Source organism: Planomonospora alba (genome assembly GCF_039534085.1).
Lineage (GTDB): Bacteria > Actinomycetota > Actinomycetes > Streptosporangiales > Streptosporangiaceae > Planomonospora_B > Planomonospora_B alba.
Genome location: NZ_BAAAUT010000006.1, coordinates 1 through 26523 on the forward strand (window position 1 = coordinate 1; position 26523 = coordinate 26523).

A 26523-nucleotide genomic window follows, 5' to 3' on the forward strand; every position below is an offset into this window, starting at 1 on the left:
GGCGCCGCCCCGCGGTTCCAGCACCCGGCGGCCGGCCCGGCGCAGCGCGGCCAGCGCGCCCGCGTGCACCCGCGTCCCGGCCAGGACCGCGTGCACCCGCGCCCCGCGGGCCGCCAGCCGGGCCCCGGCGTACAGCGCGTCGCCGCCGTTGTCGCCGCCGCCGACCAGCAGCACGATCCGGGAGCCGTACACCCGGCCGAGCATCCGGGCGCAGGCCACCGCGAGTCCGGTGGCCGCGCGTTCCATGAGCGCGCCGTCGGGCAGCGTCGCCATCAGCGCCGCCTCGGCCGCCCTGATCTGGTCAGAGGTGTATGCCGTCCGCACCCGACCGAATCTAACCCTCGGCGATCACGTAGGCCACGGCGACGCCCCCGTCATGGGTCAGCGAGACGTGCCAGCGGGCCACCCCGAGCTCCTCCGCGACCTCGGCGGCCCGCCCGGTCACCCGCAGCTCCGGGCGGCCGCGCTCGCCGGTCACCACCTCGGCCTCGGCGTGGCTCAGCCCGGGCGGGGCGCCGAGCGCCTTGGCCACGGCCTCCTTGGCCGCGAACCGCGCGGCCAGCGACTCCGTCCGCAGCCCTCGCTCCCGCTCGGTGAACAGCCGCGCGCGCAGCCCCGGAGTGCGCTCCAGGGCCGCGGCGAACCGGGCCACGTCCACCACGTCCACGCCGATGCCCACGATCACCGCCCCAGGGTACGGGGCCGGGGGCGGCGGGGGCCCGCCTTCAGAAGCCGCCCTCGTGCCACGGGCCCCACACGGCGAAGCTCACGCCCCGGGAGGACTGCACGTTGACGTAGAGGGTGCGGCCGCCCGGGCCGAAGGCGGATCCGGCGAACTCGGCGCCGGAGTCCCCGTCGACCGGGACCAGCCGGGCGAAGTCGAAGACCTCACCGCGCCGGGTCAGGCCGCGCAGGTGGTTGTCGCCGTCGCCGTCCTCGCACAGCACCAGGGTGCCCCGGGGGCTGGTGGTGACGTTGTCGGGCAGGTCGAGGACGAGCGAGCCGGGGGACTCGTAGACGAGCCTCAGCCGCCCGCTCCACGTCTCGTACGCCCAGACCTGGCCCCGGCCCTTGCCGAACCCGCTGGGCGGCGTGTCGCCGGAGGCGGTCGCGCCGCCCTGGGTGGAGACGAAGTAGACCGTGCCGTGGTGGTGGACCGCCCCCTCCAGCCGGGAGAACAGCGCCGCGCCCCCGGCCCGCCCCTGGTCGCCGACGGCCCGGATCGCGACGTCGTTGGCCGGCCTGCCGGTGAAGACCGGATCGGGGTCGTCGATGTCCACCCAGGTGGTCCGGTAGACGGCCCCCTCGGGCTGGCCGAGGGACAGGTCCCTGCCCGGCTCGCCCCGTACGGCGAGCATCTGGAGCCTGCCGCCGTCCAGGATCCTCCGGACGCGCAGCGGGTGCTTCGGAGGCAGGTAGCGGTAGAAGCCGGAGGGGAAGCCGAAGTTGTCCTCGGTGAGGTAGACCGCCCCGCTCGACGGGTCGAACGCGGCCGACTCGTGGGCGAACCGCCCGGCGCTCCTGATCGGCCCGCTCGGCCGGCCGTCGAGGGGGACCTCGAAGACGTAGCCGTGCCGGCGCTCGAGCCTGGTGTTGTCCTGGCCGGTGAAGTCGTCGCCGACGTCCGGCCCGTTCACGGTCTCCTCGCAGGTCACCCAGGAGCCCCAGGGCATGGCTCCGCCGGAGCAGTTCATCTGGGTGCCGGTCAGGCTGGGCCCGGATCTGAGCACCCGGCCGTCGCGGGTGACCTGGAGCGTCGCCGTACCGCCCCCGGCCGCCGGGTCGTAGGCCTTCGCCGGGTCGCCGAACGCGCCGACGGGGCCGTTGACCTCGTGGTTGCGGACCAGGATCGTGGTCCCGCGCGGCCCGCGGAAGGCGGCCATGCCGTCGTGCCTGCCGGGGGTGGCCGTGCCGTCGGTGAACGGCTCGCCCGCCGGGTTGAACGAGCGGTAGCGGAAGCCCCGCGGCAGGTGGAGGCGGACCACGCCGTCCCGCTCGTCGGGGACCGGGAGCAGCGCCCCGTACCCGCCCCCGCGGCGCAGCCGCCCCTCCCGCCCGGCCCGGGCGACCCCGGCGAACGGCCCCGCCACGCCCGCGGCCGCCAGCGCCGCGGTCCCGGCGAGGAAACGACGGCGGTCCGGACGGTCCATGGCGCTGCCCTCCCAGGCTCGGGGATCCCTGCCACGGTAAGCCCCGCCACCGCCCGTTCATACGGCATTTGTCGCCAATCACGGCGCGGGCGGCCGACGGGACCGGGCGCCGCCCGCCCCCCGCCGAGGCCGCCGGTGACCGGTCAGTAGGCTTGCGAGCCATGGCAGGGTGGGACACGGCTGTGCCGTACGTGGAGCTGAGCCGGGCGCAGTGGAGCGAGCTCCGCAAGAACACTCCGCTCACGCTCACCGAGGACGAGCTGGCGGAGCTGCGCGGCGTCGACGATCCGATCGACCTGGCCGAGGTCACCGACGTCTACCTGCCGCTGACCCGGCTGCTCAACCTGCACTTCACCGGGGCCCGGCAGCGCAACGCCGCGGTCACCACCTTCCTCGGCTCCAGCCGGGAGCCCGCGCCGTACATCCTGGGCATCGCCGGGAGCGTCGCGGTCGGCAAGTCGACCACGGCGCGGCTGCTGAACACCCTGCTGGCCCGCTGGCCCGAGCACCCGCGGGTGGAGCTGATCACCACCGACAGCTTCCTCTACCCGAACCGGGTCCTCACCGAGCGGGACATCATGCACCGCAAGGGCTTCCCGGAGAGTTACGACCGGCGGGCCCTGGTCAGGTTCGTGGCCGCGGTCAAGGCGGGGCAGCCGGAGGTGAGCGCCCCGGTCTACAGCCACCTGGAGTACGACATCGTGCCGGGCGCCGTGCAGACCGTGCGCCGGCCCGACATCCTCATCGTCGAGGGCCTCAACGTCCTGCAGCCGGCGCCGCCGACCGCGCTGGCGGTCAACGACTACTTCGACTTCTCGATCTACGTGGACGCCAGGCCCGAGCACATCCGCGACTGGTACCTGGACCGCTTCCACAAGCTCCGCCGCACGGCCTTCGAGGACCCCAAGTCCTACTTCCGGCACCTGGCCGAGATGTCCGAGGAGGAGGCCACGGCGTTCGCGAAGGAGGTCTGGCGGGACATCAACGAGCGCAACCTGATCGAGAACATCGCCCCCACCCGGGGCCGGGCCGGGCTCGTGCTGCACAAGGGCGCCGACCACGCGATCCGCAAGGTACGGCTGCGCCGCGTCTGAACCCGCCTCCCGGCGCCCCGGGTCCCGCCCGGGCGCCGGCCTCAGGGTTTCCCCGGACTTACGGACGAGGGGCGGGTCGTCCGGATGACCGAGGCGCGCCCGGTCTCCGGCGGATAGTGTCCGATCATGACAATCCTCGCCACCGAGGGGCTCAGCCGACGCTTCCCCCGGGTGACGGCGCTCGACCGGCTCACCGTCACCGTCGGGCCCGGCGTGACCGGTCTGGTCGGCGCCAACGGCGCGGGCAAGTCCACGCTGATCAAGATCCTGCTGGGCCTGCTCGCCCCCTCCGAGGGGAGCGCGCGGGTGCTCGGCATGGACGTGACGACGCAGGGCGCCGAGATCCGCCGGGCCGTCGGCTACATGCCCGAGCACGACTGCCTCCCGCCCGACCTGTCCGCCACCGAGTTCACCGTGCACCTGGCCCGGATGTCCGGCCTGCCGCGCACCGCCGCGCGCGAGCGCGCCGCCGACGTGCTGCGCCACGTGGGCCTGTACGAGGAGCGCTACCGCGCGATGGGCGGCTACTCCACCGGCATGAAGCAGCGGGTGAAGCTGGCCCAGGCCCTGGTGCACGACCCCAGGCTGGTCTTCCTGGACGAGCCCACCAACGGGCTCGACCCGCAGGGCCGCGACGAGATGCTCGCGCTGATCCGCCGGATCGGCACCGAGTTCGGCATCAGCGTGCTGGTCACCTCCCACCTCCTCGGCGAGCTGGAGCGGATCTGCGACCACGTCATCGTGATCGACGGCGGCACGCTGCTGCGCTCCTCGGCCATCTCCGAGTTCACCCAGGAGACCCGGACCGTCACGGTCGAGGTCGAGGAGGGCCGGGAGCTGCTGGCCGCCCGCCTGGCCGAGCTGGGCGAGACCGTCACCACCGAGGGCCGCACGCTCCTGGTCGACGTGCGGACCCCGGAGACCTACGACACGGTCCGCGACGCCGTCTGCGACCTCGACCTGTGCCTCATCCGCATGGAGCAGGGCCGCCGGCGCATCGAGGACGTCTTCAGGGAGCCCGCCGATGCCTGACCTGCCCCCCGCCTCCTCCGCCGGGAATCCGCCGGCCGGGGGTCCCCCGCCGGCGGCCCCCTCGCCGCAGAGCCCCGCCGCCGGTCCCGCCGCCGGGGACCCCGCGGCCCCCTCCGGTGTCATCCACGACATCGGGTACCGCCACTACGACGGCCCGCGCCTCGGCCGCGGGCACGCCACCGCCGCCCTGGTCCTGCACAGCCTGCGCGGCGTCTTCGGCATCGGCCGCACGGCACGCGCGAAGATCATCCCCTTCCTGCTGGCCGGGACCATGCTGCTGCCGGCCGTGGTCTCCATCGCGGTCATGACCCTGGCGCAGCAGAGGGCCGTCGGGTACACCGAGTACGCGGTCGTCATGCAGGCCGTGCTCGCGATCTTCCTCGCCGCGCAGTCGCCGTACACCGTCGCGCCCGACCTGCGCTTCCGGGTGCTGCCGCTCTACCTGTCGCGCCCGGTGACGATCGGGGACTACGTCGGGGCGAAGCTCGCGGCGATGACGGCCGCGCTCTTCCTGCTGCTGGCCGTACCGCTGACCCTGCTGTTCGCCGGGGAGCTGATCGTCGACCCGCCCGGGGCCCCGCGCACCGGCGAGTACCTGACGAGCATGGCGGGCGCGGCCGGCTACGCGGTGCTGCTGGCCTGCCTCGGGGTGGCGATCGCCTCCTTCACCCCCCGGCGCGGGCTGGGCGTCGCCTCGGTCATCGCGTTCTACCTGCTCACCTCGGGCGTCTCGACCGTCGTGGCCGCCGTGATGGAGTCGGTCAACGACTACACCGCCGCCGGCTGGGCCTGGCTGATCAACCCCTTCTTCCTGGTGGACGCGGCCGTCCAGGTGGGCCTCCTCGGCGCCGAGCCGTCCGGCCCCGGCTCCTACCCGGCCGGCCTCGGCACGGCGGGCGCGATCGCGATCATGCTCGGCCTGATCGCGCTCTCGGTGACCGCCCTGATCGCCCGTTACCGGAAGGCGGCCGCGCGATGAAGATCGAACTGACCCAGGTCTCCCGCTGGTACGGCAACGTGGTGGCCGTCAACGACGTCACCATGACCATCGGCCCCGGCGTCACCGGCCTGCTCGGCCCCAACGGCGCGGGCAAGTCCACGCTGCTGCACATGATGGCCGGGTTCCTGGCCCCCTCCGGCGGGACCGCGACGCTCGACGGCGCCCCCATCTGGCGCAACCACGAGATCTACCGCTCGATCGGCCTGGTCCCCGAGCGCGAGGCCGTCTACGGCTTCCTCACCGGCCGGCAGTTCGTGCTGTCCGGCGCGCGGCTGCACCGCCTGCCCGACCCCGAGGGCGCCACGGACAAGGCGCTGGCCCTGGTGGAGATGGAGGGCGCCGCCGACCGGCGGATCGAGACCTACTCCAAGGGCATGCGCCAGCGGGTGAAGGTCGCCGCGGCGCTCGTGCACGACCCCCGGGTGCTGCTGCTGGACGAGCCGTTCAACGGCATGGACCCGCGCCAGCGCCTGCACCTGATGGACCTGATCCGCGCCATGGGGGCCGAGGGCAGGACCATCCTGTTCAGCTCGCACATCCTGGAGGAGGTGGAGCGCGTCGCCCAGCACATCGAGGTCCTGGTCGCCGGCCGGCACGCCGCCTCCGGCGACTTCCGCGAGATCCGCCGCCGGATGACCGACCGGCCCCACCTGTTCCGGGTCCGCTCCAGCGACGACCGCCGCCTGGCCGCGGCGCTGATCTCCGACGCCTCCTCCGGCGCGGTCTCCCTCACCGAGGCGGGCCTGCAGGTGCAGGCCCTGGACTTCCAGCGCTTCACCCGGCTGCTGCCCCGCCTGGCGCGGGAGGCCGGCGTGCGGATCTGGCAGGTCTCCCCCGCCGACGAAGACCTGGAGAGCGTCTTCTCCTACCTGATCAACAGGAGCGGTTGACCATGAACGGTGTCATCGCCGATATCTCCTACCGGGCGCTGCTCGGCCGCCGGCGGGTCTGGCTGCTCGTCCTGCTCCCGCTGGTGCTGCTCGGCCTGGCCGTGCTGCTGCGCGTGGTGGGCGCCGACGGGGAGCGGGCCACGGTCACGCTCCTGCAGACCTTCTCCATCGGCGTCATGCTGCCGCTGCTGGGCCTGATCGCGGGCACCGGCGTGATCGCCCCCGAGATCGACGACGGGACGGTCATCCACCTGCTGGCCAAGCCGATCTCCCGGCCGGTGATCGCGCAGACCAAGTTCGCGGTCGCCGCCTCGGTCGTCGCCGTCTTCGCCGCCGTGCCGACCTTCGCCGCCGCCTACCTGCTGATCGGCGCGGAGTCCGGGGTGGCGGGCGGTTTCGCGCTGGGCGCCCTGGTCGGCGGGGTCGCCTACGCGGCGGTGTTCATGCTGCTGGGCGTCCTGACCCGACACGCGGTCACGATCGGCATCGCCTACGCGGTGGTCTGGGAGGGCGTGGTGGGCAACTTCGTGCCCGGCGCCCGCCGGTTCTCGATCCAGCAGTGGTCCCAGACGGTGGCCGACCAGGTGTCGTCGTCGGCCTTCCTCAGCACCGAGATCGCGCTCGGCTTCGCCGTGCCGGCGCTGGTGGTCGTCACGGCCGGCGCCGTCGTCTGGGCGGGCCTGCGGCTGCGCGGCTTCTCCCTGACCGGCGACGAGTGACGGGTACGGCCCGCGCCTCGGGCGCGGGCCGTACGGGGTCGGAGCGGGCCGGACGGGACGTCAGGCCGGGAAGTCCTTCGGGTCGACGCCGCGGGTGCGGGCGTTGCCGCCCTTGACCGGGTTGAGGGTCAGCGTCCAGATGGTCGAGCTGGTCGAGGTCGTGGTGAACCGCAGCCGGTCGTCGAAGCGCTGGTAGACGGCAGCCCGGGTGAAGCGGCCGCTCTTGGCGTTGAACCGGTAGCCGCTGGTGAAGTAGATCCGGTAGGTGCCGTCCCGGACACCGGTGACCTTCGCGTTCGACCGCGCCCGGACGTAGACGCTGATCGCCTTCTGCTTGCCCCGCACGAGAGTGACGACGGAGTCCTGCCGCGTCCCGTTCTTGATCTTCAGGGTGCCGTGGCCGCCCCGGAGGCGGGCGTAGAGGATCTTCCCGTTACGGGGGCGGACCGCTGCGGTCTCGACCGTACCGGCCACCTGGACCTTGGAGGCCGTCACGGCTGCGGGGGTCGTGGCGCCGGCCGGGGTCGCGGTGAAACCGGTCAGGAGAGCGGACGCGAGGGCCACTCCCGCGAGGGGACGTATAAAGGTCATGTCCGCAAATATGGCGAACTTTCCAGTGAAGCGTCAACGCGATTCCGCGCCTCCCGCACGCCCGGGAAGCGCCCGCCGGAGCAGGCCCGGCCCTTCAGCCGAAGGCGCCGGACCCGCTCGGCGAGGTCACACGCAGACCGTGCGGACGACGTCCGCCAGCCGCTCCGCGACGCGCTCGGCCTGCTCCGCGGATGCGGCCTCGACCATGACGCGGATCATCGGCTCGGTGCCGCTGGGCCGGATCAGCACCCGGCCGGTATCGCCGAGCTCGCCCTCGGCCTCCGCGACGGCCGCCGCCAGCTCCGGCACCGCGTCCACCGAGCCCTTCGCCCGGTCCACGCCCCTGACGTTGACCAGGACCTGCGGGAGCCGGGTCATCGCCGAGGCGAGGTCGGCCAGCGACCGGCCCTCCCGGGCCACGGCGGCCAGCAGGTGGAGCGAGGTCAGCAGGCCGTCCCCGGTGGTGGCGTGGTCGAGCATGATCACATGCCCGGACTGCTCGCCGCCGAGGGTGTAGCCGCCCTCCCGCATGGCCTCCAGGACGTAGCGGTCGCCCACCGCGGTCTCCACCACGGTGATCCCGGCCTCCCGCATCGCCAGCTTGAAGCCCAGGTTGGACATCACCGTGGCGACCACGGTGTCACCCGGCAGGCGGCCCTCGGCGTGCATGGCCAGGGCCAGCACGGCCATGATCTGGTCGCCGTCGACCACCTCTCCGGTGTGCGTGACCGCCAGGCAGCGGTCGGCGTCGCCGTCGTAGGCGATCCCGACGTCCGCGCCGCGGGCGACCACGACCTGCCGGAGCTTGTCCAGGTGGGTGGAGCCGACTCCGGCGTTGATGTTCAGCCCGTCGGGGCGGGCCCCGATGGTCTCGACCTTGGCCCCGGCCCTGATCAGCGCCTCGGGGGCCACCACGTGGGCGGCGCCGTGGGCGCAGTCGAGCACGACGTCCAGGCCGTCGAGCCGGCCGGGCAGGGTGGACAGCACATGGGACACGTAGCGGTCGGCCTCGCCGTACGCGTCGCGCACGCGGCCGACCGCGGCGCCGACCGGGCGGTCCCACTTCTCGCCGAGACGCCGCTCGATCTCGTTCTCCACCGCGTCGGGCAGCTTGTAGCCGCCCCGCGTGAGGAACTTGATCCCGTTGTCCGGGGCCGGGTTGTGCGAGGCGGAGATCATCACGCCCATGTCGGCTCCGAGAGCCGTCGTCAGATAAGCGACCGCCGGGGTCGGCAGCACGCCGAGCCGGAGCACGTCCACGCCGGACGACGCCAGGCCGGCGACCACCGCGGCCTCCAGGAACTCTCCTGAAGCCCGCGGGTCCCGGCCCACAACGGCGACCGGGCGGCCCGGCGAGGAACCGGACCGCCCGTCGTCGGCGCTGAACGCTCCGGCGTCGCCGAGGACATGAGCCGCGGCCACGGACAGGTCCATGGCGAGCTCGGCGGTGAGGTCGCGGCCCGCGACCCCACGCACCCCGTCGGTGCCGAAAAGGCGCCCCAAGGTATTAACGCTTGCTGTACTGCGGCGCCTTGCGGGCCTTCTTGAGGCCGTACTTCTTGCGCTCGGTGGCGCGGGCGTCACGGGTCAGGAAGCCGGCCTTCTTCAGCGGCGGGCGGTTGACCTCGACGTCCAGGGTCGCCAGCGCGCGGGCCAGGCCCATGCGCAGGGCACCGGCCTGGCCGGTGACGCCGCCGCCGTCGATGCGGGCGATGACGTCGAACTGGCCCTCGGCGCCGAGCGTCACGAAGGGCTCGTTGACGATCTGCTGGTGGACCTTGTTCGGGAAGTAGACGTCAAGCGGACGGCCGTTGATCGTCCACTTGCCGGTGCCCGGCACGATGCGCACGCGGGCGACGGCCTCCTTGCGGCGGCCGGTGCCGTACGAGTTGCCCAGGGTGATGGGCTTGCGCACGGCCTCGCCGCCGGCGGGGGCGGACTCGCTGGTGTACTCGGAGGGGAACTCCTCCGCGTTGTAGTCGTCCAGCTCGCCCTCGATGGGCGTCTCGACACCGGTGGGCTCAGCCACGGTTCTCCTCAAACTTTCCTACTCGGCGCCGGCCGTCGGCCAACGCTGCTGGCGATGCGCAGCTCGTACGGCTACTGGGCGATCTGGTTGATCTCGAAGGGCACCGGCTGCTGAGCCTGGTGCGGGTGCTCGGAACCGGAGTAGACCTTGAGCTTCTTGATCATCTTCCGGCCGAGGGCGTTCTTGGGCAGCATGCCCTTCACCGCCTTCTCGACGGCGCGCTCGGGGCGCTTGTCCATGAGCTCGGCGTAGGTCATGGAACGCAGACCGCCGGGGTAGCCCGAGTGCCGGTAGGCCTTCTTCGTCTCGAGCTTGTTGCCGGTCAGCGCGACCTTGTCGGCGTTGATGACGATGACGAAGTCACCGGTGTCGACGTGGTTCGCGAAGATCGGCTTGTGCTTACCGCGAAGCAGCGTCGCGACGTGGCTGGCCAGCCGCCCGAGCACGATGTCGGTGGCGTCGATGACATACCACTGACGCTCGACTTCGGCAGGCTTGGGTGTGTACGTGCGCACGGTCGTATGCCTTCTTTGTTCGCGTCTTCGGCGCTGTCGGACGTGACAGCAACATGGTCGGTAGGTGCGGGCGCACGACAGCCCGGACCTTCCGTCTCCCAAAAGGAGATGACGCCGGACGCGCCGCGTATCGGTCTACGGAGGAGACCAATTCGCACACAACGAATCAGCAGGATACAGCCGGAGAGGAGGGAGGGTCAAAACGATGCCTCCACCGGCGCCCGCGGAGAGTTTACCGCGCCGGAGGGGGCGGCCCGGCGAGCCGGGGGCCGCACTTGGCAGAACGTTTGCAACTCGTTCCCGACATTCCCTTCTTCAACTATCTCAACATCTCTATCGTTGATAGCAGTATGTGGCAGTCCCCTTACCCCTGGCATACCCGGCGGACCGGCTTGCGCCGCGTGGGACTGTTCGCCTGCCTGGCGGTCGTCCTGCTGATCGGGTTCGCCCTGGGCCGGGGGAGCCTCGACGAGCAGCCGGCCGGGCAGATCTACCTGAACGAGGCCGCCCCCGCCGTCCCCTCGCCCAGCGCGGCGATCGGGGCGGGCCGGGCCGCCGAGCAGCGGGCGCCGCTGCGCCGGGTGGTCCGTCCCACCGGCCCCGCCGCCACCCCCTCCGCGACGGCGCCGGAGCGCGGCCGGCCCTCACCGCGCGCCTCCGACGGCCCGCGCAACGTCATCGACGGCCACACCGACGGCGACTCCCGCTACGTCCTGCGGGGCGACGGCGGCGAGGGCGTCGCCCAGGCGCTGAGCGCCATGGAGAGCGAGGTCGTCCGCCTGACCAACGTCGAGCGCCGCAGAGCCGGGTGCGCCCCGCTGCGGATCGACAGGCGGCTGGTCCGGTCGGCGCGGGCCCACTCCTCCGAGATGGCGCTGAGCGACGACTTCTCGCACACCTCCCCGGACGGCACCTCCCCCTGGGAGCGGATGGAGGCTGCGGGCTACCCCGACGGAGGCGCCGAGAACATCGGCCGCGGCTACACCTCCGCGGAGGAGGCCGTGCGGGGCTGGATGGCCAACCCCGGCCACCGGCGCAACATCCTCAACTGCGCGCTGACGGCCACCGGGGTCGGCGTGGTGGAGGGACTCGGCGGCCCCTGGTGGACGCAGGATTTCGGTTACTCCTGACCGGATCCGCCCCGATACGGAGTTAATCTCAGCGCATGGGTTTCCCCGGTGACTCTCCCCGCCGCCAGCCGTACGCACAGCCAGGCGGCCCGCCGCAGCCGCACCTCCCGCCCGGCGCGCCGCAGCGGCCGTCCGCGCCCGGCGCGCACCCCGGCGGGCAGGGCGAGAGCTGGTTCGGCACGCCCGCGCCGGCCCCCGGGTACGGCCCGCGGCACCCGGACCCCGATCCCCGCCCCGTGCCCCCGGAGGCCCCCCGCCGGGAGCCCTTCCTTCAGGAGGCCCGCCAGGAGGTCCCGCCGCGGGAGCCGGACGGTGACGGGCCCACGCGCCCGGGGAAGGCCCCGCGGCGTCCCGCCGGGGGCGCGAAGGCGCGGGCCGGCAAGCAGGCGTGGAGCCCCTACGAGGAGGGCGCCCGCGCGCTCCTGCCCACCTTCGTCGCGATCGCCCTGGTCGCCGTGCTCATCGCCGGGGGCGTCGGCCTGGCGGTCTTCGCCAGCTCCGGCGACGACGACCCGGCCGGCGCCGCGGACGCCCCGGCCCCCGTCCCGGCCGCCACCGGCCCGGCCATCCCGGCCAACCCCGGGGGCGTGTTCGGTTTCGCCGAGTCCCGCAAGACCGACCCGTACAAGCTGACGCTGGACGAGGTGTTCAAGAGCAAGAAGGTCCGCGTCAAGGGCCAGAGCTACACCATGACCGTCAGCCGGCACGACAAGAAGTGCAAGGACGCCGTGGTCGGCGCCACCGTGCAGAAGGCCCTCACCCAGGGCAAGTGCAACCAGTTCCTGCGCGCCAGCTTCCGCGACGCCTCGGGGAAGGTCATCGGCACCCTCGGCGTGGCCAACCTGGCGACCTCGGCGGCCGCGACGAAGGTCGTCAAGGCCGTCAGCGGGAAGAAGTCCGCGCGCGAGTACCTCAAGGTGCTGCCCGGCAAGGACAAGGCCACCAAGTCCCTCGGCACCGGCGAGGCGTTCGCCGGCGGGTGGCGGCACGGGCACTACGCCGTGCTCGTCTGGTTCCAGTACAAGGACGGCCACCTGCCCAGCGCCTCCGAGACGAAGAAGCTCAACGCCGCCGCGTTCGGGGTCGCCGACGCGACCGTCACGCCCGCCCTGGAGTCGCGCTCGCTGACCGGCAAGCGCCCCTGAGCGGGCGCCCCTCCCGCCCTTCCCGGGCCGCGGCGCCGGCGGGCGATCCGGCCAGGAACACCCATACTCCACGTGCCGATCTCCGGCTGTCGCTACGCTGCCAGGTATGCGTGGCCAGGAATCCGGATCCGAGCACGAGCGCGCGACCGACGGTTCGGCCGTACCGGCGACGCCGCCGCCGAGCTTCGGCCGCCCCTCGTCGCCCGTGCCGCGGACCGACCCGATCGAAGGCGAGCGGCCCGGCACCGCGCCGCCGGAGCCCGCGGCCGACCGGCCGTGGACGGCTCCCGGCGACGACGCGGCCTCCTACGACCCGCCGTCGTCCGAGGCCGGACCCGCCGCACCCGCGCCCGGCGCGCCTTCCGCGACCGGCCCCGGTGCGCCGGAGGGGTCCGGCGCACCGGACGCCCCGGCGTGGCAGCCTCCGCCCGCCTTCACCGCGGCCGCCGCGGGCATGCGGGTGTGGCCCTCACCCGCCTCGGACGCCCCCGGCATCCCGGCATGGCCTGCGGCCACCGGAGAGCCCGTCGAGGAGCTGTCCTGGCCCGACTCCGACGAGGAGATCCGCCCCGGCGCGTCCGGCGGCGCCGCGGCGCGGCCCTCCGCCCCTCCCGAGCCCGGGAGCCAGGAGGACACCTCCTCCCCCCCATCCGAGAGCCAGGAGAACACCGTAGACATCCGCGTCCCCGCTCCCGGCGCACCGGAGCCGCAGGAGCCCGTCTCCGCCGCATCCGCCGCGCCGGAACCGCGGGAATCCGCCCCCTCCGCGGCGGACGACCGGCCGGGCCCGCCTCCGGCCGCGCCCGCCGGTCCCACCGCGCCTTCGTCCGCGCCGGTCCCGCCACCGGCCGGACCCGTCCCCGTCTCCCCTCCCCCCATGACAGCTTCCACGCCTCCGTCTCCCGTACCGGCCGCCCCGGCGGACCCGCCCGCGCCGCTCCCCGTCCTGGCCGACCAGCCGACCCCGCCGCGGGGTTTCCCGCCCGTGCCCCCGCCGCTGCCGCTCCCCCCCGGTCCCCCCGGCGCCCGCCCGTCCGACGGCCCCGCGGTGGAGCGCGGGCCGTTCGAGCCGCCCTCGGCCACCGCGCCCCCGGCCCCACCGCCCGCCCCCGCCTCCCCGGGCCGGGGCAGGCTCGTCCTGGCCGCGGCCGCGGTCGCGGTCGTGGTGGGCGGCATCGGCACCGGTGCCTTCTTCGCCTACCGGTCGTTCAACGCCGACACGACGCCTCCCCCGGCCGCGCCCGCGGTCAGCGCCCCGGCCTCGGAGAGCCCCGTGGACATCCCCACGGAGGAGCTGATCGACACCACCATGCTCAACTCCGAGCTGACCGACCCGGGCAAGATGACCGTGGCCGACGCGTTCGCCAAGAAGCTGACCCTCTCCGGGACCACGTTCACCCGGGTCAAGACCCACCTGGCCCAGGACTGCGACAAGGCCGCGACCGGCGCGTTCGCCACCGCGCTCAAGAACGGCGACTGCCGCCGCGTGCTCCGGGCCACCTACGTGGACAGGAAGAAGAAGTACGCCGTGACCACGGGGATCGCGGTGCTGCCCACCAGGGAGTCGGCCGTGAAGGTCGACCAGGCCAAGGACCTCGGCAAGAACCTGTGGTTCCGCGGCCTGCGCGGCTCCGAGGGCACCGGCGCCGAGCGCATGCACATCGCGGGCGGCTACGCGGCGGGGCTGGTGTGGGGCCGCTACATCGTGTTCAGCTACGCCACCTTCGCCGACGGGCACACCCCCACCGCGAAGGAGAAGAGCCTCGGCAGGCTCAGCGGGGCCTTCCGCGACCAGACCGCCAAGGTCGTCGAGCGGCGCCTCACCCGCTGATCCCACAGGGTCGCCGGCTCCGCCGGCCCCGTCCCGCCATCGGATCCGCGGCCCCGCCGGACCTCCCGTCCGGCGGGGCCGCGGGCGCGCACCCGGCGGACCACCGCGGACCGCCCCGCCACCGGCTCCGCCGGGCCTCCCGCCCGGAGGGACCGCGGACGCGCGCACCCGGCGGACCACCGCGGACCGCCGGCCCGGTGGAGCCCGCTCAGCCCGCGGGCGTGCGGACCCGGCGGGTCATCGCGGCCCGGCGGGCGAGCTCCGCGTCCTCGGGATAGCGCACCTCCTCCAGGCAGAGCCCGTGCGCCGGCGCGACGTGCACCCCGGAGTCCCGTACGGCCCGCGCCAGCACCTGCCCCGGCCACTCCACCCCGAGGCGCCCCTCGCCGACCGCCAGCAGCGCCCCCACGAGCGCCCGGACCATCGAGTGGCAGAAGGCGTCGGCGACCACGGTCGCCACCAGCAGGCCGCCCTCCCGCACCCAGTCGAGCCGCTGCAGTTCGCGGATCGTCGTCGCCCCCTCCCGCCTGCGGCAGAACGCCGCGAAGTCGTGCTCGCCGATCAGGAGCCCGGCCGCCGCGTTGAGCCGGTCCAGGTCGAGCGGGCGGGCGTACCAGAGGACCTCCCGGCGGCGGAGCGGATCCACTCCCGAGGGAGAGTCGCAGACCCGGTAGGCGTACCGGCGGGACAGCGCGGAGAAACGCGCGTCGAAGCCCTCAGGAGCCACCGTGACGCGATGGACGCGCACGTCCGGGTCGAGGACACCGGCCAGCCTCCTGCGGAGCGCTGAGAGGCGCTCAGCCAGGCGCTGCTCCGCGGGCACGGCCTCCCGGGCGGCGTCCTGGGCGGCGCTCTGAGGGGTGTCCTTCCCGCGCGGGCTCCTGCGCCGGCCCTCCACCGCCGCGAGCGCCTCCTCCGCCACGTCCACGTGGGCCACCTGCCCGCGGGCGTGCACCCCGGCGTCGGTCCGCCCCGCCACGGTCAGCGCGGGCGGCCCGTCGAGCCGCAGGATCTTGCCGAGCGCGTCCTCGATCTCCCCCTGGACCGTCCGCCTGCCGGGCTGCCGGGCCCAGCCGGAGAAGTCCGTGCCGTCGTAGGCGAGATCCAGGCGCAGCCGTACCACGATGTCCCTCCCGGGGAAACGGAACGGGCCCGGCGCCCCCGCGAGGGGATGCCGGACCCGTTCACCCGACCTGAGAACTCAGGCGTTGTCCTTCTTGTCCGCGGTCTCCTCGGCCGGAGCCTCGGCGGCCTCCTCCGCCTTCGGAGCCTCGGCGGCCTCGTCGGCGACCGGGGTCTCGGCGGTCTCCTCGGCCTTCGGGGCCTCCTCGGTCTTCGCCTCGGCGGCCGGGGCCTTGGCCACGCGGACCGTGTTCAGCGGCTCGGAGACCAGCTCGATGACCGCCATGGGGGCGGCGTCGCCCTTGCGGACGCCGACCTTGGTGATCCGCGTGTAGCCGCCCGGACGCTCGGCGAAGGCCGGGGCGATCTCGGTGAAGAGGTGGTGGACGACGCCCTTGTCACGGACGACCGTCAGCACCTGGCGACGGTTGTGCATGTCGCCCTTCTTCGCCTTGGTGATGAGCTTCTCCGCCAGCGGGCGCAGACGCTTCGCCTTGGCCTCGGTGGTCTTGATGCGGCCGTGCTGGAAGAGCTGGGTGGCGAGGTTCGCCAGGATCAGCTTCTCGTGAGCCGGACCGCCGCCGAGACGGGGACCCTTGGTGGGCCTGGGCATGTCGTTCTCCTTGAGAGTCAACCCGCCCCGGCCGTGTCAGGTACCGGGGTCGGGCCGCGGGGACCTCGTCGCGGCCCCCGCGTCACCGAACGCCCCGGAGACTCGCGCCTCCGGGGCGGATCGCGGGGGCCGCGTGCGGTCCCCGCGTGGTCGGACGGCCCCGAAGCTTCGGGGTGCGGGGGCGCGGGCCCCCGCGGATCGAACCGTCCCGAGGGGGCGGTGCCCTTCGGGGGTCGCGGAGGGCGGAGCCCCCCGCGGGGTCAGTACGTCAGTACTGCTCGGTCTCGACGTACGCGCTGTCGTCGTCGTCGTAACCGCCGCCGGCCACCGAGGTCGGGTCGAAGCCGGGCGGGGAGTCCTTCAGCGCCAGCGACATCTCGTGCAGCTTCTGCTTGACCTCCTCGATGGACTTCGCACCGAAGTTGCGGATGTCCAGCAGGTCCTGCTCGCTGCGGGCGACGAGCTCGCCCACGGTGTGGATGCCCTCGCGCTTGAGGCAGTTGTAGGAGCGGACGGTGAGGTTCAGCTCCTCGATCGGCAGCGCCAGGTCGGCGGCCAGGGCCGCGTCCGTCGGCGACGGGCCGATGTCGATGCCCTCGGCCTCGACGTTCAGCTCGCGGGCGAGGCCGAACAGCTCGACGAGGGTCTTGCCGGCCGAGGCCACCGCGTCGCGGGGCTTCATGGACGGCTTGGTCTCGACGTCCAGGATCAGACGGTCGAAGTCGGTGCGCTGCTCGACACGGGTCGCCTCGACCTTGTAGGTGACCTTGAGCACCGGGGAGTAGATCGAGTCGATCGGGATGCGGCCGATCTCCTGGCCCGGCTGCTTGTTCTGCGCGGCGGAGACGTAGCCGCGACCGCGCTCGACGGTCAGCTCCATCTCCAGCTTCGCCTTGCCGTTCAGCGTGGCGATGCGCAGCTCGGGGTTGTGCACCTCGACGCCGGCCGGGGGCGCGATGTCGGCGGCGGTCACCTCGCCGGGGCCCTGCTTGCGCAGGTACATGACCACGGGCTCGTCGTGCTCGGAGGAGACGACCAGCTCCTTGAGGTTCAGGATGATGTCGGTGACATCCTCCTTGACCCCCGGGACGGTCGAGAACTCGTGCAGCACGCCCTCGATGCGGATGCTGGTCACGGCCGCGCCCGGGATGGACGACAGCAGCGTGCGCCGCAGCGAGTTGCCGATGGTGTAACCGAAGCCCGGCTCCAGCGGCTCGATGACGAACCGGGAGCGCGTCTCCTCGATGGTCTCCTCGAGAAGGGTCGGGCGCTGAGCGATCAGCATGTGGGTTCTCCCCTGGACGTGCGGCGCCCGCTATTTGACGCCGCTCGGTAAGAACAAGCATAGGTGCCGTACGGCGTATGCCGCACGGCACCTACGGGAGCCGCTACTTGGAGTAGAGCTCGACGATCAGCTGCTCCTGGACCTGGGTGTCGATCTGCTGACGGACCGGGAGCTGGTGGACCAGGATCCTCATGGCCTCGGCGGAGACGCCCAGCCAGGCCGGGTAGGTCTTGTCGCCGGCGGTGGCGCGCGCGACCTCGTACGGCATGAGGTTGCGGGCCTTCTCGCGGACCTCGATGATGTCGTGCTCGCGGACGCGGTACGACGGGATGTCGACCTTCTTGCCGTTCACCAGGATGTGGCCGTGGCGGACCTGCTGGCGGGCGGCGTCGCGGGACTCGGCGAAACCGGCGCGGTAGACCACGTTGTCGAGACGGCTCTCCAGGATCTGGAGGAGGTTCTCACCGGTCTTGCCGCTCTTGCGGTTGGCTTCCTCGTAGTAATTGCGGAACTGCTTCTCGAGGACGCCGTAGATGCGACGGGTCTTCTGCTTCTCGCGGAGCTGGAGCTGGTACTCCGTCTCCTTGGGACGGCCGCGGCCGTGCTCACCCGGCGGGTACGGGCGGATCTCGATGGGGCACTTCGCGGACTCGCACTTCTTGCCCTTGAGGAAGAGCTTGACCTTCTCCCGGCGGCAGAGCTTGCAGTCCGCACCCGTGTAACGAGCCATTTTCTATCTTCTCCTGGGGCTCAGACGCGACGGCGCTTGGGCGGGCGGCAGCCGTTGTGCGGCACGGGGGTCACGTCCTGGATGGACCCGACCTCCAGGCCGGTGGCCTGCAGCGAGCGGATGGCGGTCTCACGGCCCGAGCCCGGGCCCTTGACGAAGACGTCGACCTTGCGCATGCCGTGCTCCATGGCGCGGCGGGCGGCGTTCTCGGCGGCCATCTGCGCGGCGAACGGGGTGGACTTGCGGGAGCCCTTGAACCCGACGTGGCCGGCGCTGGCCCAGGAGATCACGTTCCCGTTCGGGTCGGTGATCGAAACGATCGTGTTGTTGAACGTGCTCTTGATGTGGGCGTGCCCGTGAGCGACGTTCTTCTTCTCCTTGCGGCGCACCTTCTTCGGGGCGCCCTGACGGCTCTTAGGAGGCATTGTTTGCCTTCACTCCTGAGGTCTTCGGTCCTGCGGCTGCGCGGACTACTTCTTACCGGGCTTCTTCTTGCCGGCGACGGTCTTCTTCTTGCCCTTGCGGGTGCGCGCGTTGGTCTGCGTGCGCTGACCGTGCACGGGGAGACCGCGGCGGTGCCGGATGCCCTGGTAGGACTGAATCTCGATCTTGCGACGGATGTCGGCCTGGATCTCGCGGCGGAGGTCACCTTCGATCTTGAAGTTGGCCTCGATGTAGTCACGGAGCGGGACGAGCTCCTCGTCCGTGAGCTGGTGGACCCGGAGGTCGCCGCTGATGCCGGTGGCCTTGAGGGTCTCGAGCGCGCGCGTGCGGCCGATCCCGAAAATGTAGGTGAGAGCGATCTCCAGCCGCTTGTCGCGGGGGAGGTCGACGCCAACCAGGCGAGCCATGGTCGGGCATTCTCCTTCGTTGTGGCGGAGGTCCTGCGCTTCACCGCCCCTCCCCATGCCCGGGGTGAGGGCCCCGGCCTCCGACCGGGGGTCTCCCGCGTGGTACGGCCTGCCGACCGCCTGCGCGGGTGTGAACCGCGATTACCGTTTCTCCGGGTCGGATCTCCCCCGCCCTCCGGGCCCGGCAGGCGCTCGGCGCCTCCCGTGCCGCAGCGGACACGACGTCCTCTCCGGTGGCCCCACATGGATCGAGTCCGCCTCTTGCGAGCGGACTCCGTGAGACCTGTCTTCCGCGACTAGCCCTGGCGCTGCTTGTGGCGCAGGTTGTCGCAGATCACCATGACGCGACCGTGCCGGCGGATCACCTTGCACTTGTCGCAGATCTTCTTGACGCTCGGCTTGACCTTCATAGTCCTTATTCGTCCCTCAGACGCTTACTTGTATCGGTAGACGATCCGCCCACGACTGAGGTCGTAGGGGCTCAGTTCGACGACAACCCGGTCGTCGGGAAGGATCCGGATGTAATGCATGCGCATCCGCCCGCTGATGTGGGCCAGGACCTTATGGCCGTTGTCGAGCTGGACCCGGAACATAGCGTTCGGGAGCGACTCAACCACAGTGCCCTCGATCTCGATGGCGCCGTCTTTCTTGGCCATGTCCCTCGCGTTTCACTGATCGGTCGTCTGAGGCTTCGGAACACTAAGCAGCCGCGACCCTGCGCCTCGCATGAGAGCTGCGGCGGCGACACCGGCTGAGGCGCAATGGTCATAGTGAACCGAAGAAGGAGTGTACGACACCGGACGATGAAATGCGAAACCGACGGCCGGTGCTTGACACAACCTCCGCCCAGCATACCCGCCGGGAGCAGCGGAGAGCCCGCCGGTGAGCGTGTCACCGGCGGGCTCCCGCGGATCGGCCGTCCCGGCCGGTCAGAAGGCGTCACCCCAGCCGCCGCAGTCGTCGAAGCGGTCGACGCCCTCGCAGACACGGATCTTGAAGTCGTCGAAGCCGTGGCTCTTCCTGAATCCGCCGAACCCGCCGAAGTGCCTGCTCCCGAACGTCTTGTAGTACTTGACGTGGGTGCCGGACCTGTCATGCCACTTGAACCACACGTAGCTGTAGTGGCGGTCGCGGTCGCGGTCGGACAGGTCGCCGTGGAACCAGTAGCGGCCCCCCTGCTGGATCCAGTAGCCCTTGAAGGAGGACCGCCTGCCGAAGCTCTCGCCCTTGCCGAACCCCGAGTGGTAGGGGCCGAAGAAGTGCTTGGGCGCCTGCGCCCCCTGGACGGCGGCCGGGGCGGCGGCGCCCGCGGCGGCCGCCTGCGCCGGTGCCGCGGCCAGGCCGGCGGCGAGCACGCCCGCGGCGGCGGTGCCGGCGAGAAGGGTGCGGACCTTGTTCATGTCTTCCTCCTGTGAGGGGTCTGCGTCGTTCGGACACCGCTCACGTTAGGAAGATTCGATCCGCCCTTCTGCGGAGGAATGCACACAGCTCACCGAGGGTGCACTATTACGGCTTCCGGTCGCCCGCGATCGTCATCAGGACGGTGGCGACCAGCAGGACCGCCCCCCAGGGGCCCATCACCCACAGCGGCCAGGGATAGGGGAAGTCGAAGCCGTCGCCCGCGCCGATGGAGAACCAGACCACCCAGTTGACCGTGCCGGCCACCGCCCACGGGGTCCACATCGCGAGCAGGGCCGTCTTCTGGGAGCGGCCCGGGTCGGGGCGCTCCGGCCGGCGCCCGGACGGGACCTCGGGCAGGCTGCGCAGATCGACGCCGGGCAGGTCGGAGGTGAGGACGGCGAGCTCGCCGTACGTCTTGCTCGCGTAGAGCCGCTCCAGCCGCTCGTCGAACTCCTCGACGGTGAGACGGCCCTGGGCGTAGTGCTCCCTGAGCACCGAGGCGACCTTGTCCCTGTCGTCGTCCGACGCCCGCATCTGCGGACCAGCCGTCATCATCGCTCACATCCGCTCGCCGTGGCGGGCAGCATCGCCGCTAGCCCGCGCTCTCACCCAGCAGGTCGGCAAACCGCTCTTTCCCCCCGTCGAGCGCGGTCAGCACCCACGGTCCATTATGTGTCACCGCGACGCTGTGCTCGAAGTGCGCGGAGTACTTCCCGTCGACGGTGACGACCGTCCAGTCGTCGGCCAGGACCTTGGTCCGGGCGGTGCCCAGGTTGACCATCGGCTCCACCGCGAAGCACATGCCGGCCTCCAGCTTCGGCCCCCGGCCGGGCTTGCCGTGGTTGGCGACCCAGGGGTCCATGTGCATCTCGGTGCCGATGCCGTGCCCGCCGTACTCCTGCGGGATGCCGTAGCGGCCCTGGGAGCGGACGTACTTCTCCACCTCGTGCCCGACGTCGGACAGGTGACCGCCCACCTTGAGGGCGGCGATGCCCCGCCACATGGCCTCCTCGGTGACCCGCATCAGCTCGGTCAGCTCCGGGGCCACCTCCCCTACCGGGACCGTGACGGCGGAGTCGCCGTGCCAGCCGTCCAGGATGGCGCCGCAGTCGATCGAGATGATGTCGCCCTCGCGCAGCTTCCTGCGGTCGCTCGGGATGCCGTGCACGACCTCGTCGTTGACCGACGCGCAGATCGTCGCCGGGAAGCCCTGGTACCCCTTGAAGGAGGGGATCGCCCCCTCGTCCCTGATCGCCTTCTCCGCGATCGCGTCGAGATCCAGCGGGGTCATCCCCGGCTGCACGCTCTCCTTCAGCAGCTGCAGCGTCCGGCCGACCACCAGGCCCGCGGCCCGCATCTTCTCCAGCTGCTCGGGCGTCTTGATCTGGATCCCGTGTCTGTTCTTCTTGAACACGTACACACCCCCTGGGGTGATTAAACGGGCAATTCGGGAACTCGATTCCCCCGATTGTGCCCTAGGAGCTTCTCCTGACGACAGCACGCCACCCGCGGGGACTCCCCGCGGGTGGCGTGCCGGATGCTGATCGTCAGTCGACGTAGGGCGCCAGGGCCTCCATCGCGCGCCGGGTGACCTCTTCCACCGGGCCCGCGGCGTCCACCCCGACGAGGATCTTCTCGTCGGCGTAGAAGGAGATGAGCGGAGCGGTCTGCTCCTGGTAGACCTCCAGCCGACGCCGGATGGTCTCCTCTTTGTCGTCGTCCCTCTGGTAGAGGCCGCCGCCGCAGGCGTCGCAGACGTCGTCTTTCTTGTCGTCGAAGTCGACGTGCCAGATGCGGCCGCACTGGCTGCACGTACGGCGGCCCGCCAGCCGGCGGACCACCTCGTCCTCGTCGACCACGAGCTCCAGGACCACGTCCAGCGCGACCCCGAACTCCGCGAGCATCTTCTTCAGGATCTCGGCCTGGGGCACGTTCCTGGGGAAGCCGTCGAGCAGGAAACCGTCCCGCGCGTCGTCCTCGGAGAGGCGGTCGCGGACCATCGCGATGGTCACCTCGTCGGGCACGAGGTCGCCGCGGTCCATGTACTCCTTGGCAAGCTTGCCGAGCTCCGTACCGCCCGAGACGTTGGCACGGAAGATATCCCCTGTCGAGATCTTCGGGATGGACAGGTTCGATGCGATGAACTGGGCCTGCGTCCCCTTACCCGCTCCGGGGGGCCCCACCAGCACGACGCGCACTACTTCAGGAAGCCTTCGTAGTTGCGCTGCTGCAGCTGGCTCTCGATCTGCTTCACGGTGTCAAGACCGACACCCACCATGATCAGAATGCTCGTGCCTCCGAACGGGAAGTTCTGGCTCGCGCCGACGAGCGCCAGGGCGACGATCGGCACCATGGAGATCAGACCCAGGTAGAGCGATCCCGGAGCCGTGAGCCGCGAGAGTACGTAGCTGAGGTACTCGGCCGTCGGGCGTCCCGGGCGGATACCCGGGATGAATCCACCGTACTTCTTCATGTTGTCGGCCACTTCAACGGGGTTGAAGGTGATGGACACGTAGAAGTAGGTGAAGAAGACGATCAGCAGGAAGAACGTGATCATGTAGGCCGGGGTGTCGCCGGTGACCAGGTTCTGCTGGATCCACTGCACGACCGCGTTCGGGTTCTCGGTGCCGCTGAAGAGCGTCGTGACCAGCTGCGGGAGGTAGAGCAGCGAGGAGGCGAAGATGACCGGGATGATGCCGGCCTGGTTCACCTTCAGCGGGATGTAGGTGGAGGTCCCCCCGTACATCCGGCGGCCGACCATGCGCTTGGCGTACTGCACCGGGATGCGGCGCTGGGCCTGCTCGACCATGACGACCAGGGCGATCATCGCGATGCCGACGACCATGACGACGCCGAAGACGAACAGGCCCTTCTGGCGGGCGATGTTCAGCAGCTCGGACGGGAAGACCGCGATGACCTGGGTGAAGATCAGGATGGACATGCCGTTGCCGATGCCGCGGTCGGTGATGAGCTCGCCCAGCCACATGACCACGCTGGTGCCGGCGGTCATCACCGTGACCATCGTCACGATGGAGAAGATGTCGTCCGGGTCCAGCAGGACGTCCTGCCGGCAGCCGGGGAAGAGCTGGCCGCTGCGCGCGAGCGCGATGAAGGCGGTCGACTGCAGGACCGCCAGGGCGACCGTCAGGTAACGCGTGTACTGAGTGATCTTGGCCTGGCCCGCCTGGCCCTCCTTCTTGAGGGCTTCGAGACGGGGGATGACCACGACCAGCAGCTGCAGGATGATGCTCGCGGTGATGTACGGCATGATGCCGAGCGCGAAGATCGACAGCTTCAGCAGCGCACCGCCGCTGAAGAGCTGCACCATCCCGTAGATATTGCCCGCATCGCCGGCCTGCGCCTCCTTGAGGCACAGGGCGATGTTTTCTGTGTGAACACCCGGAGTCGGAAGAACCGAGCCGAGACGGAACAGCGCGATGATGCCCAGTGTGAAGAGCAACTTCTTGCGCAGGTCCGGCGTACGGAACGCTCGGGTAAACGCGGTCAGCACGGTCCCTCCTGCGCGCCTGAAAGGCGTGGTCGGTCAGCGATGGTGCGGGGGTGATCCATCTTGCTATCTCAAGTCAACGAGTCCGTGGAAATGAGTTGACACCCATTGTCCAGCGAACTCTAACGCACCGCAGGCGCGGAGGCCCATAGCGAGCCTCCGCGCCTCGTGTCGTGCCTTACGGCTCGGGGCCTTACAGCTCCGAGGCGGAGCCTCCGGCCGCGGCGATCTTCTCCTTGGCGCTGGCGGAGAAGGCGTGCGCCCGCACGTTCAACGCCACGGAGATCTCGCCGGTTCCCAGAACCTTCACGAGCTGGTTCTTGCGGACCGCGCCCTTGGCGACCAGCGCCTCGACGGTGACGTCGCCACCCTCGGGGAACAGCTCACCGAGCTTGTCCAGGTTGACGACCTGGTAGGTCGTCTTGAACAGGGCGTTGGAGAAGCCCTTGTACTTGGGCAGACGGCGCTGGAGCGGGACCTGGCCGCCCTCGAAGCCGAGGGCGACGCCCTTGCGGGCCGCCGTGCCCTTGGTGCCGCGACCGGCGGTCTTGCCCTTGGAGGCCTCACCGCGACCCTTGCGGATCTTCGGCTTGTTGGCGCCCGGGGCCGGCCGCAGGTGGTGGATGCGGAGCGGAGTGTTCTCTGCCATGTCTAGTCGACCTCTTCCACGGTGACGAGGTGCGTCACCACGGCGACCATGCCGCGGATCTCCGGGCGGTCCTCCTTGACGACGACGTCACCGATTCGCTTCAGACCGAGCGAGCGCAGCGAGTCGCGCTGGTTCTGCTTGCCGCCGATCTTCGAGCGGACCTGCGTGATCTTCAGACGCGCCATCGCCTAGCTCACCGCCTTCGCCGCCGCGGCCTCCGCCATGCCCTCGGCACGAGCCTTGAGCATCGCCTTGGGGGCGACGTCCTCGATCGGCAGACCCCGGCGGGCGGCGATCTCCTCGGGCCGGCTGAGGCCCTTCAGAGCGGCCACCGTGGCGTGCACGATGTTGATCGGGTTGTCCGAGCCGAGCGACTTGGACAGGACGTCGTGGATGCCGGCGCACTCCAGCACGGCGCGCACCGGACCACCGGCGATGACACCGGTACCCGGCGAGGCCGGGCGCAGGAAGACGACGCCCGCGGCCTCCTCACCCTGCACGATGTGCGGGATGGTGCCCTGGATGCGGGGCACCCGGAAGAAGTGCTTCTTCGCCTCTTCGACACCCTTGGCGATGGCCGCGGGGACTTCCTTGGCCTTGCCGTAACCGACGCCGACCATGCCGTTGCCGTCGCCGACGACGACCAGGGCGGTGAAGCTGAAGCGCCGACCGCCCTTCACGACCTTGGCCACTCGGTTGATCTTCACGACGCGCTCGATGTACGAGACGCCCTTGTCAGCGCTGCCACCGCGGCGGTCGTCACGACGACCGTCACGCCGCTCGCCACCGGCGGCGCCACCGCGACGCGGAGCTCCGGCCATCAGTGGTTCCTCTTCTCATTCGTCATACGGGCCATCAGATGCGATCCTCGGGACGGAGTCATCAGAACTCCAGCCCGCCTTCGCGTGCGCTGTCCGCGAGGGCCGCGATGCGGCCTGCGTAGCGGTTGCCACCGCGGTCGAACACGACCGCGGAGATACCGGCAGCCTTGGCCCGCTGAGCGATGAGCTCGCCGACCTGCTTCGCCTTGTCGGTCTTGGCGCCCTCGGCCGAGCGCAGGGAGCTCTCCATGGTGGAGGCGCTCACCAGCGTGTGGCCCTGGGTGTCGTCGACGATCTGCACGAACAGGTGTCGGGTGGAGCGGTTGACGACCAGGCGCGGGCGCGCGGCCGTACCGACCACCTTCTTGCGGACGCGGCCGTGGCGGCGGGCCCGCGAGACGGCGCGGGCGGCCGTGTGCTTGCCGAACGCAGTCTTGCCAGCCATGCCTACTTACCAGCCTTTCCGACCTTGCGGCGGATAACCTCGCCCTGGTAACGCACGCCCTTGCCCTTGTAGGGGTCGGGCTTGCGCAGCTTGCGGATGTTCGCGGCGATCTCGCCGACCTTCTGCTTGTCGATGCCGTCCACGTGGAACAGCGTCGGCTTCTCGACGCGGAAGGTGACGCCCTCGGGGGCGTCCACGATCACCGGGTGGCTGAAGCCCAGGGAGAATTCGAGCTGCGTCGGGCCCTTGGCCTGGACGCGGTAACCGACGCCCACGATCTCCAGGGTCTTGGAGAAGCCCTGGGTCACGCCCGTCACCATGTTGGCGATCAGCGTGCGGGACAGACCGTGCAGCGCACGGTTCTTGTTCTCGTCGTTGGGGCGCGTGACGGCGACAGTGCCGTCCTCGGCCCGCTCGACCTTGATGGGCTCGGAGACCGTGTGAGAGAGCGTGCCCTTGGGACCCTTGACCGTGACATCCTGACCGTCGATGGTGACGTCGACGCCGTTCGGTACAGGGATGGGCAGCCGTCCGATTCGCGACATGCTGTATGCCTCCCTTCTACCAAACGTAGGCGAGGACTTCCCCGCCCACACCACGCTTGCCGGCCTGCTTGTCGGTCATGAGGCCGCCGGACGTCGAGATGATCGCGACGCCCAGTCCGCCCAGGACCCGGGGCAGGTTGTCCTTCTTTGCATAGACCCGCAGACCGGGCTTGGAAACCCGGCGCAGGCCCGAGAGCGAACGCTCCCGGTTCGGCCCGAACTTGAGCTCCACCACGAGGTTCTTTCCGACCTTGGCGTCCTCGACGCTCCAGGCCTGGATGTAACCCTCCTGCTGGAGGATCTCGGCGATGTGCGCCTTGATCTTCGAGTACGGCATGGCCACGGTGTCGTGGTACGCCGAGTTCGCGTTACGCAGACGCGTCAGCATGTCTGCGATCGGGTCGGTCATCGTCATGGCCGGTGGCCT

Annotated in this window: 34 protein-coding genes; 8 read left to right on the top strand and 26 right to left on the bottom strand. The window is 71.3% G+C overall.

The window, feature by feature from the left end; all coding sequences use genetic code 11:
- From ABD823_RS04650 to ABD823_RS04660, 3 genes are all read right to left on the bottom strand, one after another.
- The coding region (locus ABD823_RS04650) for an NAD(P)H-hydrate epimerase (protein WP_344856255.1) at nucleotides 1-324 on the bottom strand (324 nt) is incomplete at its 3' end.
- Nucleotides 325-334: 10 nt separating this feature from the next.
- Complete coding sequence (locus tag ABD823_RS04655; RefSeq protein ID WP_344856257.1) at nucleotides 335-685, bottom strand: holo-ACP synthase; 351 nt, start codon at nucleotides 683-685, stop codon at nucleotides 335-337.
- 40 nt (nucleotides 686-725) lie between these two features.
- Nucleotides 726-2150, bottom strand: coding sequence for an alkaline phosphatase PhoX (locus ABD823_RS04660; protein WP_344856259.1), 1425 nt, complete (start codon nucleotides 2148-2150; stop codon nucleotides 726-728).
- 161 nt (nucleotides 2151-2311) lie between these two features.
- On the opposite strand from ABD823_RS04660, the gene coaA reads away from it, so the two are divergent.
- From coaA to ABD823_RS04685, 5 genes are all read left to right on the top strand, one after another.
- Entirely contained in the window at nucleotides 2312-3244 is a 933-nt protein-coding gene (gene coaA / locus ABD823_RS04665; RefSeq protein ID WP_344856261.1) for a type I pantothenate kinase, read from the top strand.
- Between the two features lie 126 nt (nucleotides 3245-3370).
- The gene (locus ABD823_RS04670; RefSeq protein ID WP_344856263.1) at nucleotides 3371-4276 is read left to right on the top strand and encodes an ABC transporter ATP-binding protein; all 906 of its coding nucleotides are present in this window, start codon (nucleotides 3371-3373) and stop codon (nucleotides 4274-4276) included.
- Entirely contained in the window at nucleotides 4269-5255 is a 987-nt protein-coding gene (locus ABD823_RS04675) for an ABC transporter permease (RefSeq protein ID WP_344856265.1), read from the top strand. Before ABD823_RS04670 ends, ABD823_RS04675 begins: the two co-directional genes overlap by 8 nt.
- Complete coding sequence (locus tag ABD823_RS04680; protein ID WP_344856267.1) at nucleotides 5252-6166, top strand: ABC transporter ATP-binding protein; 915 nt, start codon at nucleotides 5252-5254, stop codon at nucleotides 6164-6166. The genes ABD823_RS04675 and ABD823_RS04680 overlap by 4 nt, the downstream gene beginning before the upstream one ends.
- 2 nt (nucleotides 6167-6168) lie before the next feature.
- Nucleotides 6169-6885 carry an ABC transporter permease gene (locus tag ABD823_RS04685; protein ID WP_344856269.1) on the top strand — a complete coding sequence of 239 codons (717 nt, stop codon included), beginning with the start codon at nucleotides 6169-6171 and terminating at the stop codon, nucleotides 6883-6885.
- 60 nt (nucleotides 6886-6945) lie between these two features.
- Here ABD823_RS04685 and ABD823_RS04690 read toward each other — a convergent pair whose 3' ends face one another.
- From ABD823_RS04690 to rplM, 4 genes are all read right to left on the bottom strand, one after another.
- Entirely contained in the window at nucleotides 6946-7476 is a 531-nt protein-coding gene (locus ABD823_RS04690) for a hypothetical protein (protein WP_344856271.1), read from the bottom strand.
- A gap of 126 nt (nucleotides 7477-7602) precedes the next feature.
- Nucleotides 7603-8979: a phosphoglucosamine mutase gene (glmM, locus tag ABD823_RS04695; RefSeq protein ID WP_344856273.1), complete on the bottom strand. Its 1377-nt coding sequence runs from the start codon at nucleotides 8977-8979 to the stop codon at nucleotides 7603-7605.
- 4 nt (nucleotides 8980-8983) lie between these two features.
- Complete coding sequence (gene rpsI / locus ABD823_RS04700) at nucleotides 8984-9505, bottom strand: 30S ribosomal protein S9 (protein ID WP_344856275.1); 522 nt, start codon at nucleotides 9503-9505, stop codon at nucleotides 8984-8986.
- A 71-nt stretch (nucleotides 9506-9576) separates the two neighbouring features.
- Nucleotides 9577-10020: a 50S ribosomal protein L13 gene (gene rplM / locus ABD823_RS04705; RefSeq protein ID WP_344856277.1), complete on the bottom strand. Its 444-nt coding sequence runs from the start codon at nucleotides 10018-10020 to the stop codon at nucleotides 9577-9579.
- Nucleotides 10021-10421: 401 nt separating this feature from the next.
- Here rplM and ABD823_RS04710 point away from each other — a divergent pair, with 401 nt between their 5' ends.
- From ABD823_RS04710 to ABD823_RS04720, 3 genes are all read left to right on the top strand, one after another.
- The gene (locus ABD823_RS04710) at nucleotides 10422-11150 is read left to right on the top strand and encodes a CAP domain-containing protein (RefSeq protein ID WP_344856279.1); all 729 of its coding nucleotides are present in this window, start codon (nucleotides 10422-10424) and stop codon (nucleotides 11148-11150) included.
- 35 nt (nucleotides 11151-11185) lie between these two features.
- A complete protein-coding gene (locus ABD823_RS04715) occupies nucleotides 11186-12295 on the top strand; it encodes a hypothetical protein (protein WP_344856281.1) in 1110 nt (369 codons plus the stop codon).
- A gap of 106 nt (nucleotides 12296-12401) precedes the next feature.
- On the top strand, nucleotides 12402-14126 hold the full coding sequence (locus ABD823_RS04720) for a hypothetical protein (RefSeq protein WP_344856283.1): 1725 nt from the start codon (nucleotides 12402-12404) through the stop codon (nucleotides 14124-14126).
- 208 nt (nucleotides 14127-14334) lie between these two features.
- Here ABD823_RS04720 and truA read toward each other — a convergent pair whose 3' ends face one another.
- The 19 genes from truA to rpsH all read right to left on the bottom strand — a co-directional run bounded on the left by truA (nucleotide 14335) and on the right by rpsH (nucleotide 26511).
- Entirely contained in the window at nucleotides 14335-15249 is a 915-nt protein-coding gene (gene truA, locus ABD823_RS04725; protein ID WP_344856285.1) for a tRNA pseudouridine(38-40) synthase TruA, read from the bottom strand.
- A 78-nt stretch (nucleotides 15250-15327) separates the two neighbouring features.
- Complete coding sequence (gene rplQ, locus ABD823_RS04730; protein WP_344856287.1) at nucleotides 15328-15861, bottom strand: 50S ribosomal protein L17; 534 nt, start codon at nucleotides 15859-15861, stop codon at nucleotides 15328-15330.
- 268 nt (nucleotides 15862-16129) lie between these two features.
- A complete protein-coding gene (locus ABD823_RS04735; protein ID WP_344856289.1) occupies nucleotides 16130-17146 on the bottom strand; it encodes a DNA-directed RNA polymerase subunit alpha in 1017 nt (338 codons plus the stop codon).
- 103 nt (nucleotides 17147-17249) lie between these two features.
- Complete coding sequence (gene rpsD, locus ABD823_RS04740; RefSeq protein WP_344856291.1) at nucleotides 17250-17876, bottom strand: 30S ribosomal protein S4; 627 nt, start codon at nucleotides 17874-17876, stop codon at nucleotides 17250-17252.
- A 20-nt stretch (nucleotides 17877-17896) separates the two neighbouring features.
- Complete coding sequence (rpsK, locus tag ABD823_RS04745; protein ID WP_020542285.1) at nucleotides 17897-18301, bottom strand: 30S ribosomal protein S11; 405 nt, start codon at nucleotides 18299-18301, stop codon at nucleotides 17897-17899.
- Nucleotides 18302-18346: 45 nt separating this feature from the next.
- Complete coding sequence (rpsM, locus tag ABD823_RS04750) at nucleotides 18347-18727, bottom strand: 30S ribosomal protein S13 (RefSeq protein WP_344856294.1); 381 nt, start codon at nucleotides 18725-18727, stop codon at nucleotides 18347-18349.
- Between the two features lie 296 nt (nucleotides 18728-19023).
- Nucleotides 19024-19137 (bottom strand): 50S ribosomal protein L36, encoded by a 114-nt coding sequence (gene rpmJ, locus ABD823_RS04755; RefSeq protein WP_003956441.1) that lies wholly within the window; start codon nucleotides 19135-19137, stop codon nucleotides 19024-19026.
- 24 nt (nucleotides 19138-19161) lie between these two features.
- Entirely contained in the window at nucleotides 19162-19383 is a 222-nt protein-coding gene (gene infA / locus ABD823_RS04760) for a translation initiation factor IF-1 (RefSeq protein ID WP_012887858.1), read from the bottom strand.
- Between the two features lie 273 nt (nucleotides 19384-19656).
- A complete protein-coding gene (locus ABD823_RS04765; RefSeq protein ID WP_344856298.1) occupies nucleotides 19657-20127 on the bottom strand; it encodes a hypothetical protein in 471 nt (156 codons plus the stop codon).
- A gap of 106 nt (nucleotides 20128-20233) precedes the next feature.
- Nucleotides 20234-20683 (bottom strand): DUF1707 SHOCT-like domain-containing protein, encoded by a 450-nt coding sequence (locus ABD823_RS04770; protein ID WP_344856300.1) that lies wholly within the window; start codon nucleotides 20681-20683, stop codon nucleotides 20234-20236.
- Nucleotides 20684-20720: 37 nt separating this feature from the next.
- Nucleotides 20721-21542, bottom strand: a complete 822-nt coding sequence (map, locus tag ABD823_RS04775; RefSeq protein WP_344856302.1) for a type I methionyl aminopeptidase — start codon at nucleotides 21540-21542, stop codon at nucleotides 20721-20723.
- 133 nt (nucleotides 21543-21675) lie between these two features.
- Nucleotides 21676-22326, bottom strand: a complete 651-nt coding sequence (locus ABD823_RS04780; RefSeq protein ID WP_344856304.1) for an adenylate kinase — start codon at nucleotides 22324-22326, stop codon at nucleotides 21676-21678.
- Nucleotides 22326-23639, bottom strand: coding sequence for a preprotein translocase subunit SecY (secY, locus tag ABD823_RS04785; RefSeq protein WP_344856306.1), 1314 nt, complete (start codon nucleotides 23637-23639; stop codon nucleotides 22326-22328). The genes ABD823_RS04780 and secY overlap by 1 nt, the downstream gene beginning before the upstream one ends.
- A gap of 190 nt (nucleotides 23640-23829) precedes the next feature.
- The gene (rplO, locus tag ABD823_RS04790; protein WP_344856308.1) at nucleotides 23830-24285 is read right to left on the bottom strand and encodes a 50S ribosomal protein L15; all 456 of its coding nucleotides are present in this window, start codon (nucleotides 24283-24285) and stop codon (nucleotides 23830-23832) included.
- Between the two features lie 2 nt (nucleotides 24286-24287).
- Nucleotides 24288-24470 carry a 50S ribosomal protein L30 gene (rpmD, locus tag ABD823_RS04795; RefSeq protein WP_344856310.1) on the bottom strand — a complete coding sequence of 61 codons (183 nt, stop codon included), beginning with the start codon at nucleotides 24468-24470 and terminating at the stop codon, nucleotides 24288-24290.
- Nucleotides 24471-24473: 3 nt separating this feature from the next.
- Nucleotides 24474-25106 carry a 30S ribosomal protein S5 gene (rpsE, locus tag ABD823_RS04800; RefSeq protein ID WP_344856311.1) on the bottom strand — a complete coding sequence of 211 codons (633 nt, stop codon included), beginning with the start codon at nucleotides 25104-25106 and terminating at the stop codon, nucleotides 24474-24476.
- A 61-nt stretch (nucleotides 25107-25167) separates the two neighbouring features.
- Nucleotides 25168-25551 carry a 50S ribosomal protein L18 gene (gene rplR, locus ABD823_RS04805; RefSeq protein ID WP_344856313.1) on the bottom strand — a complete coding sequence of 128 codons (384 nt, stop codon included), beginning with the start codon at nucleotides 25549-25551 and terminating at the stop codon, nucleotides 25168-25170.
- Between the two features lie 2 nt (nucleotides 25552-25553).
- Complete coding sequence (rplF, locus tag ABD823_RS04810) at nucleotides 25554-26096, bottom strand: 50S ribosomal protein L6 (protein WP_344856314.1); 543 nt, start codon at nucleotides 26094-26096, stop codon at nucleotides 25554-25556.
- A 16-nt stretch (nucleotides 26097-26112) separates the two neighbouring features.
- Nucleotides 26113-26511, bottom strand: a complete 399-nt coding sequence (gene rpsH / locus ABD823_RS04815; protein WP_344856316.1) for a 30S ribosomal protein S8 — start codon at nucleotides 26509-26511, stop codon at nucleotides 26113-26115.
- Between the last annotated feature and the right edge of the window lie 12 nt (nucleotides 26512-26523).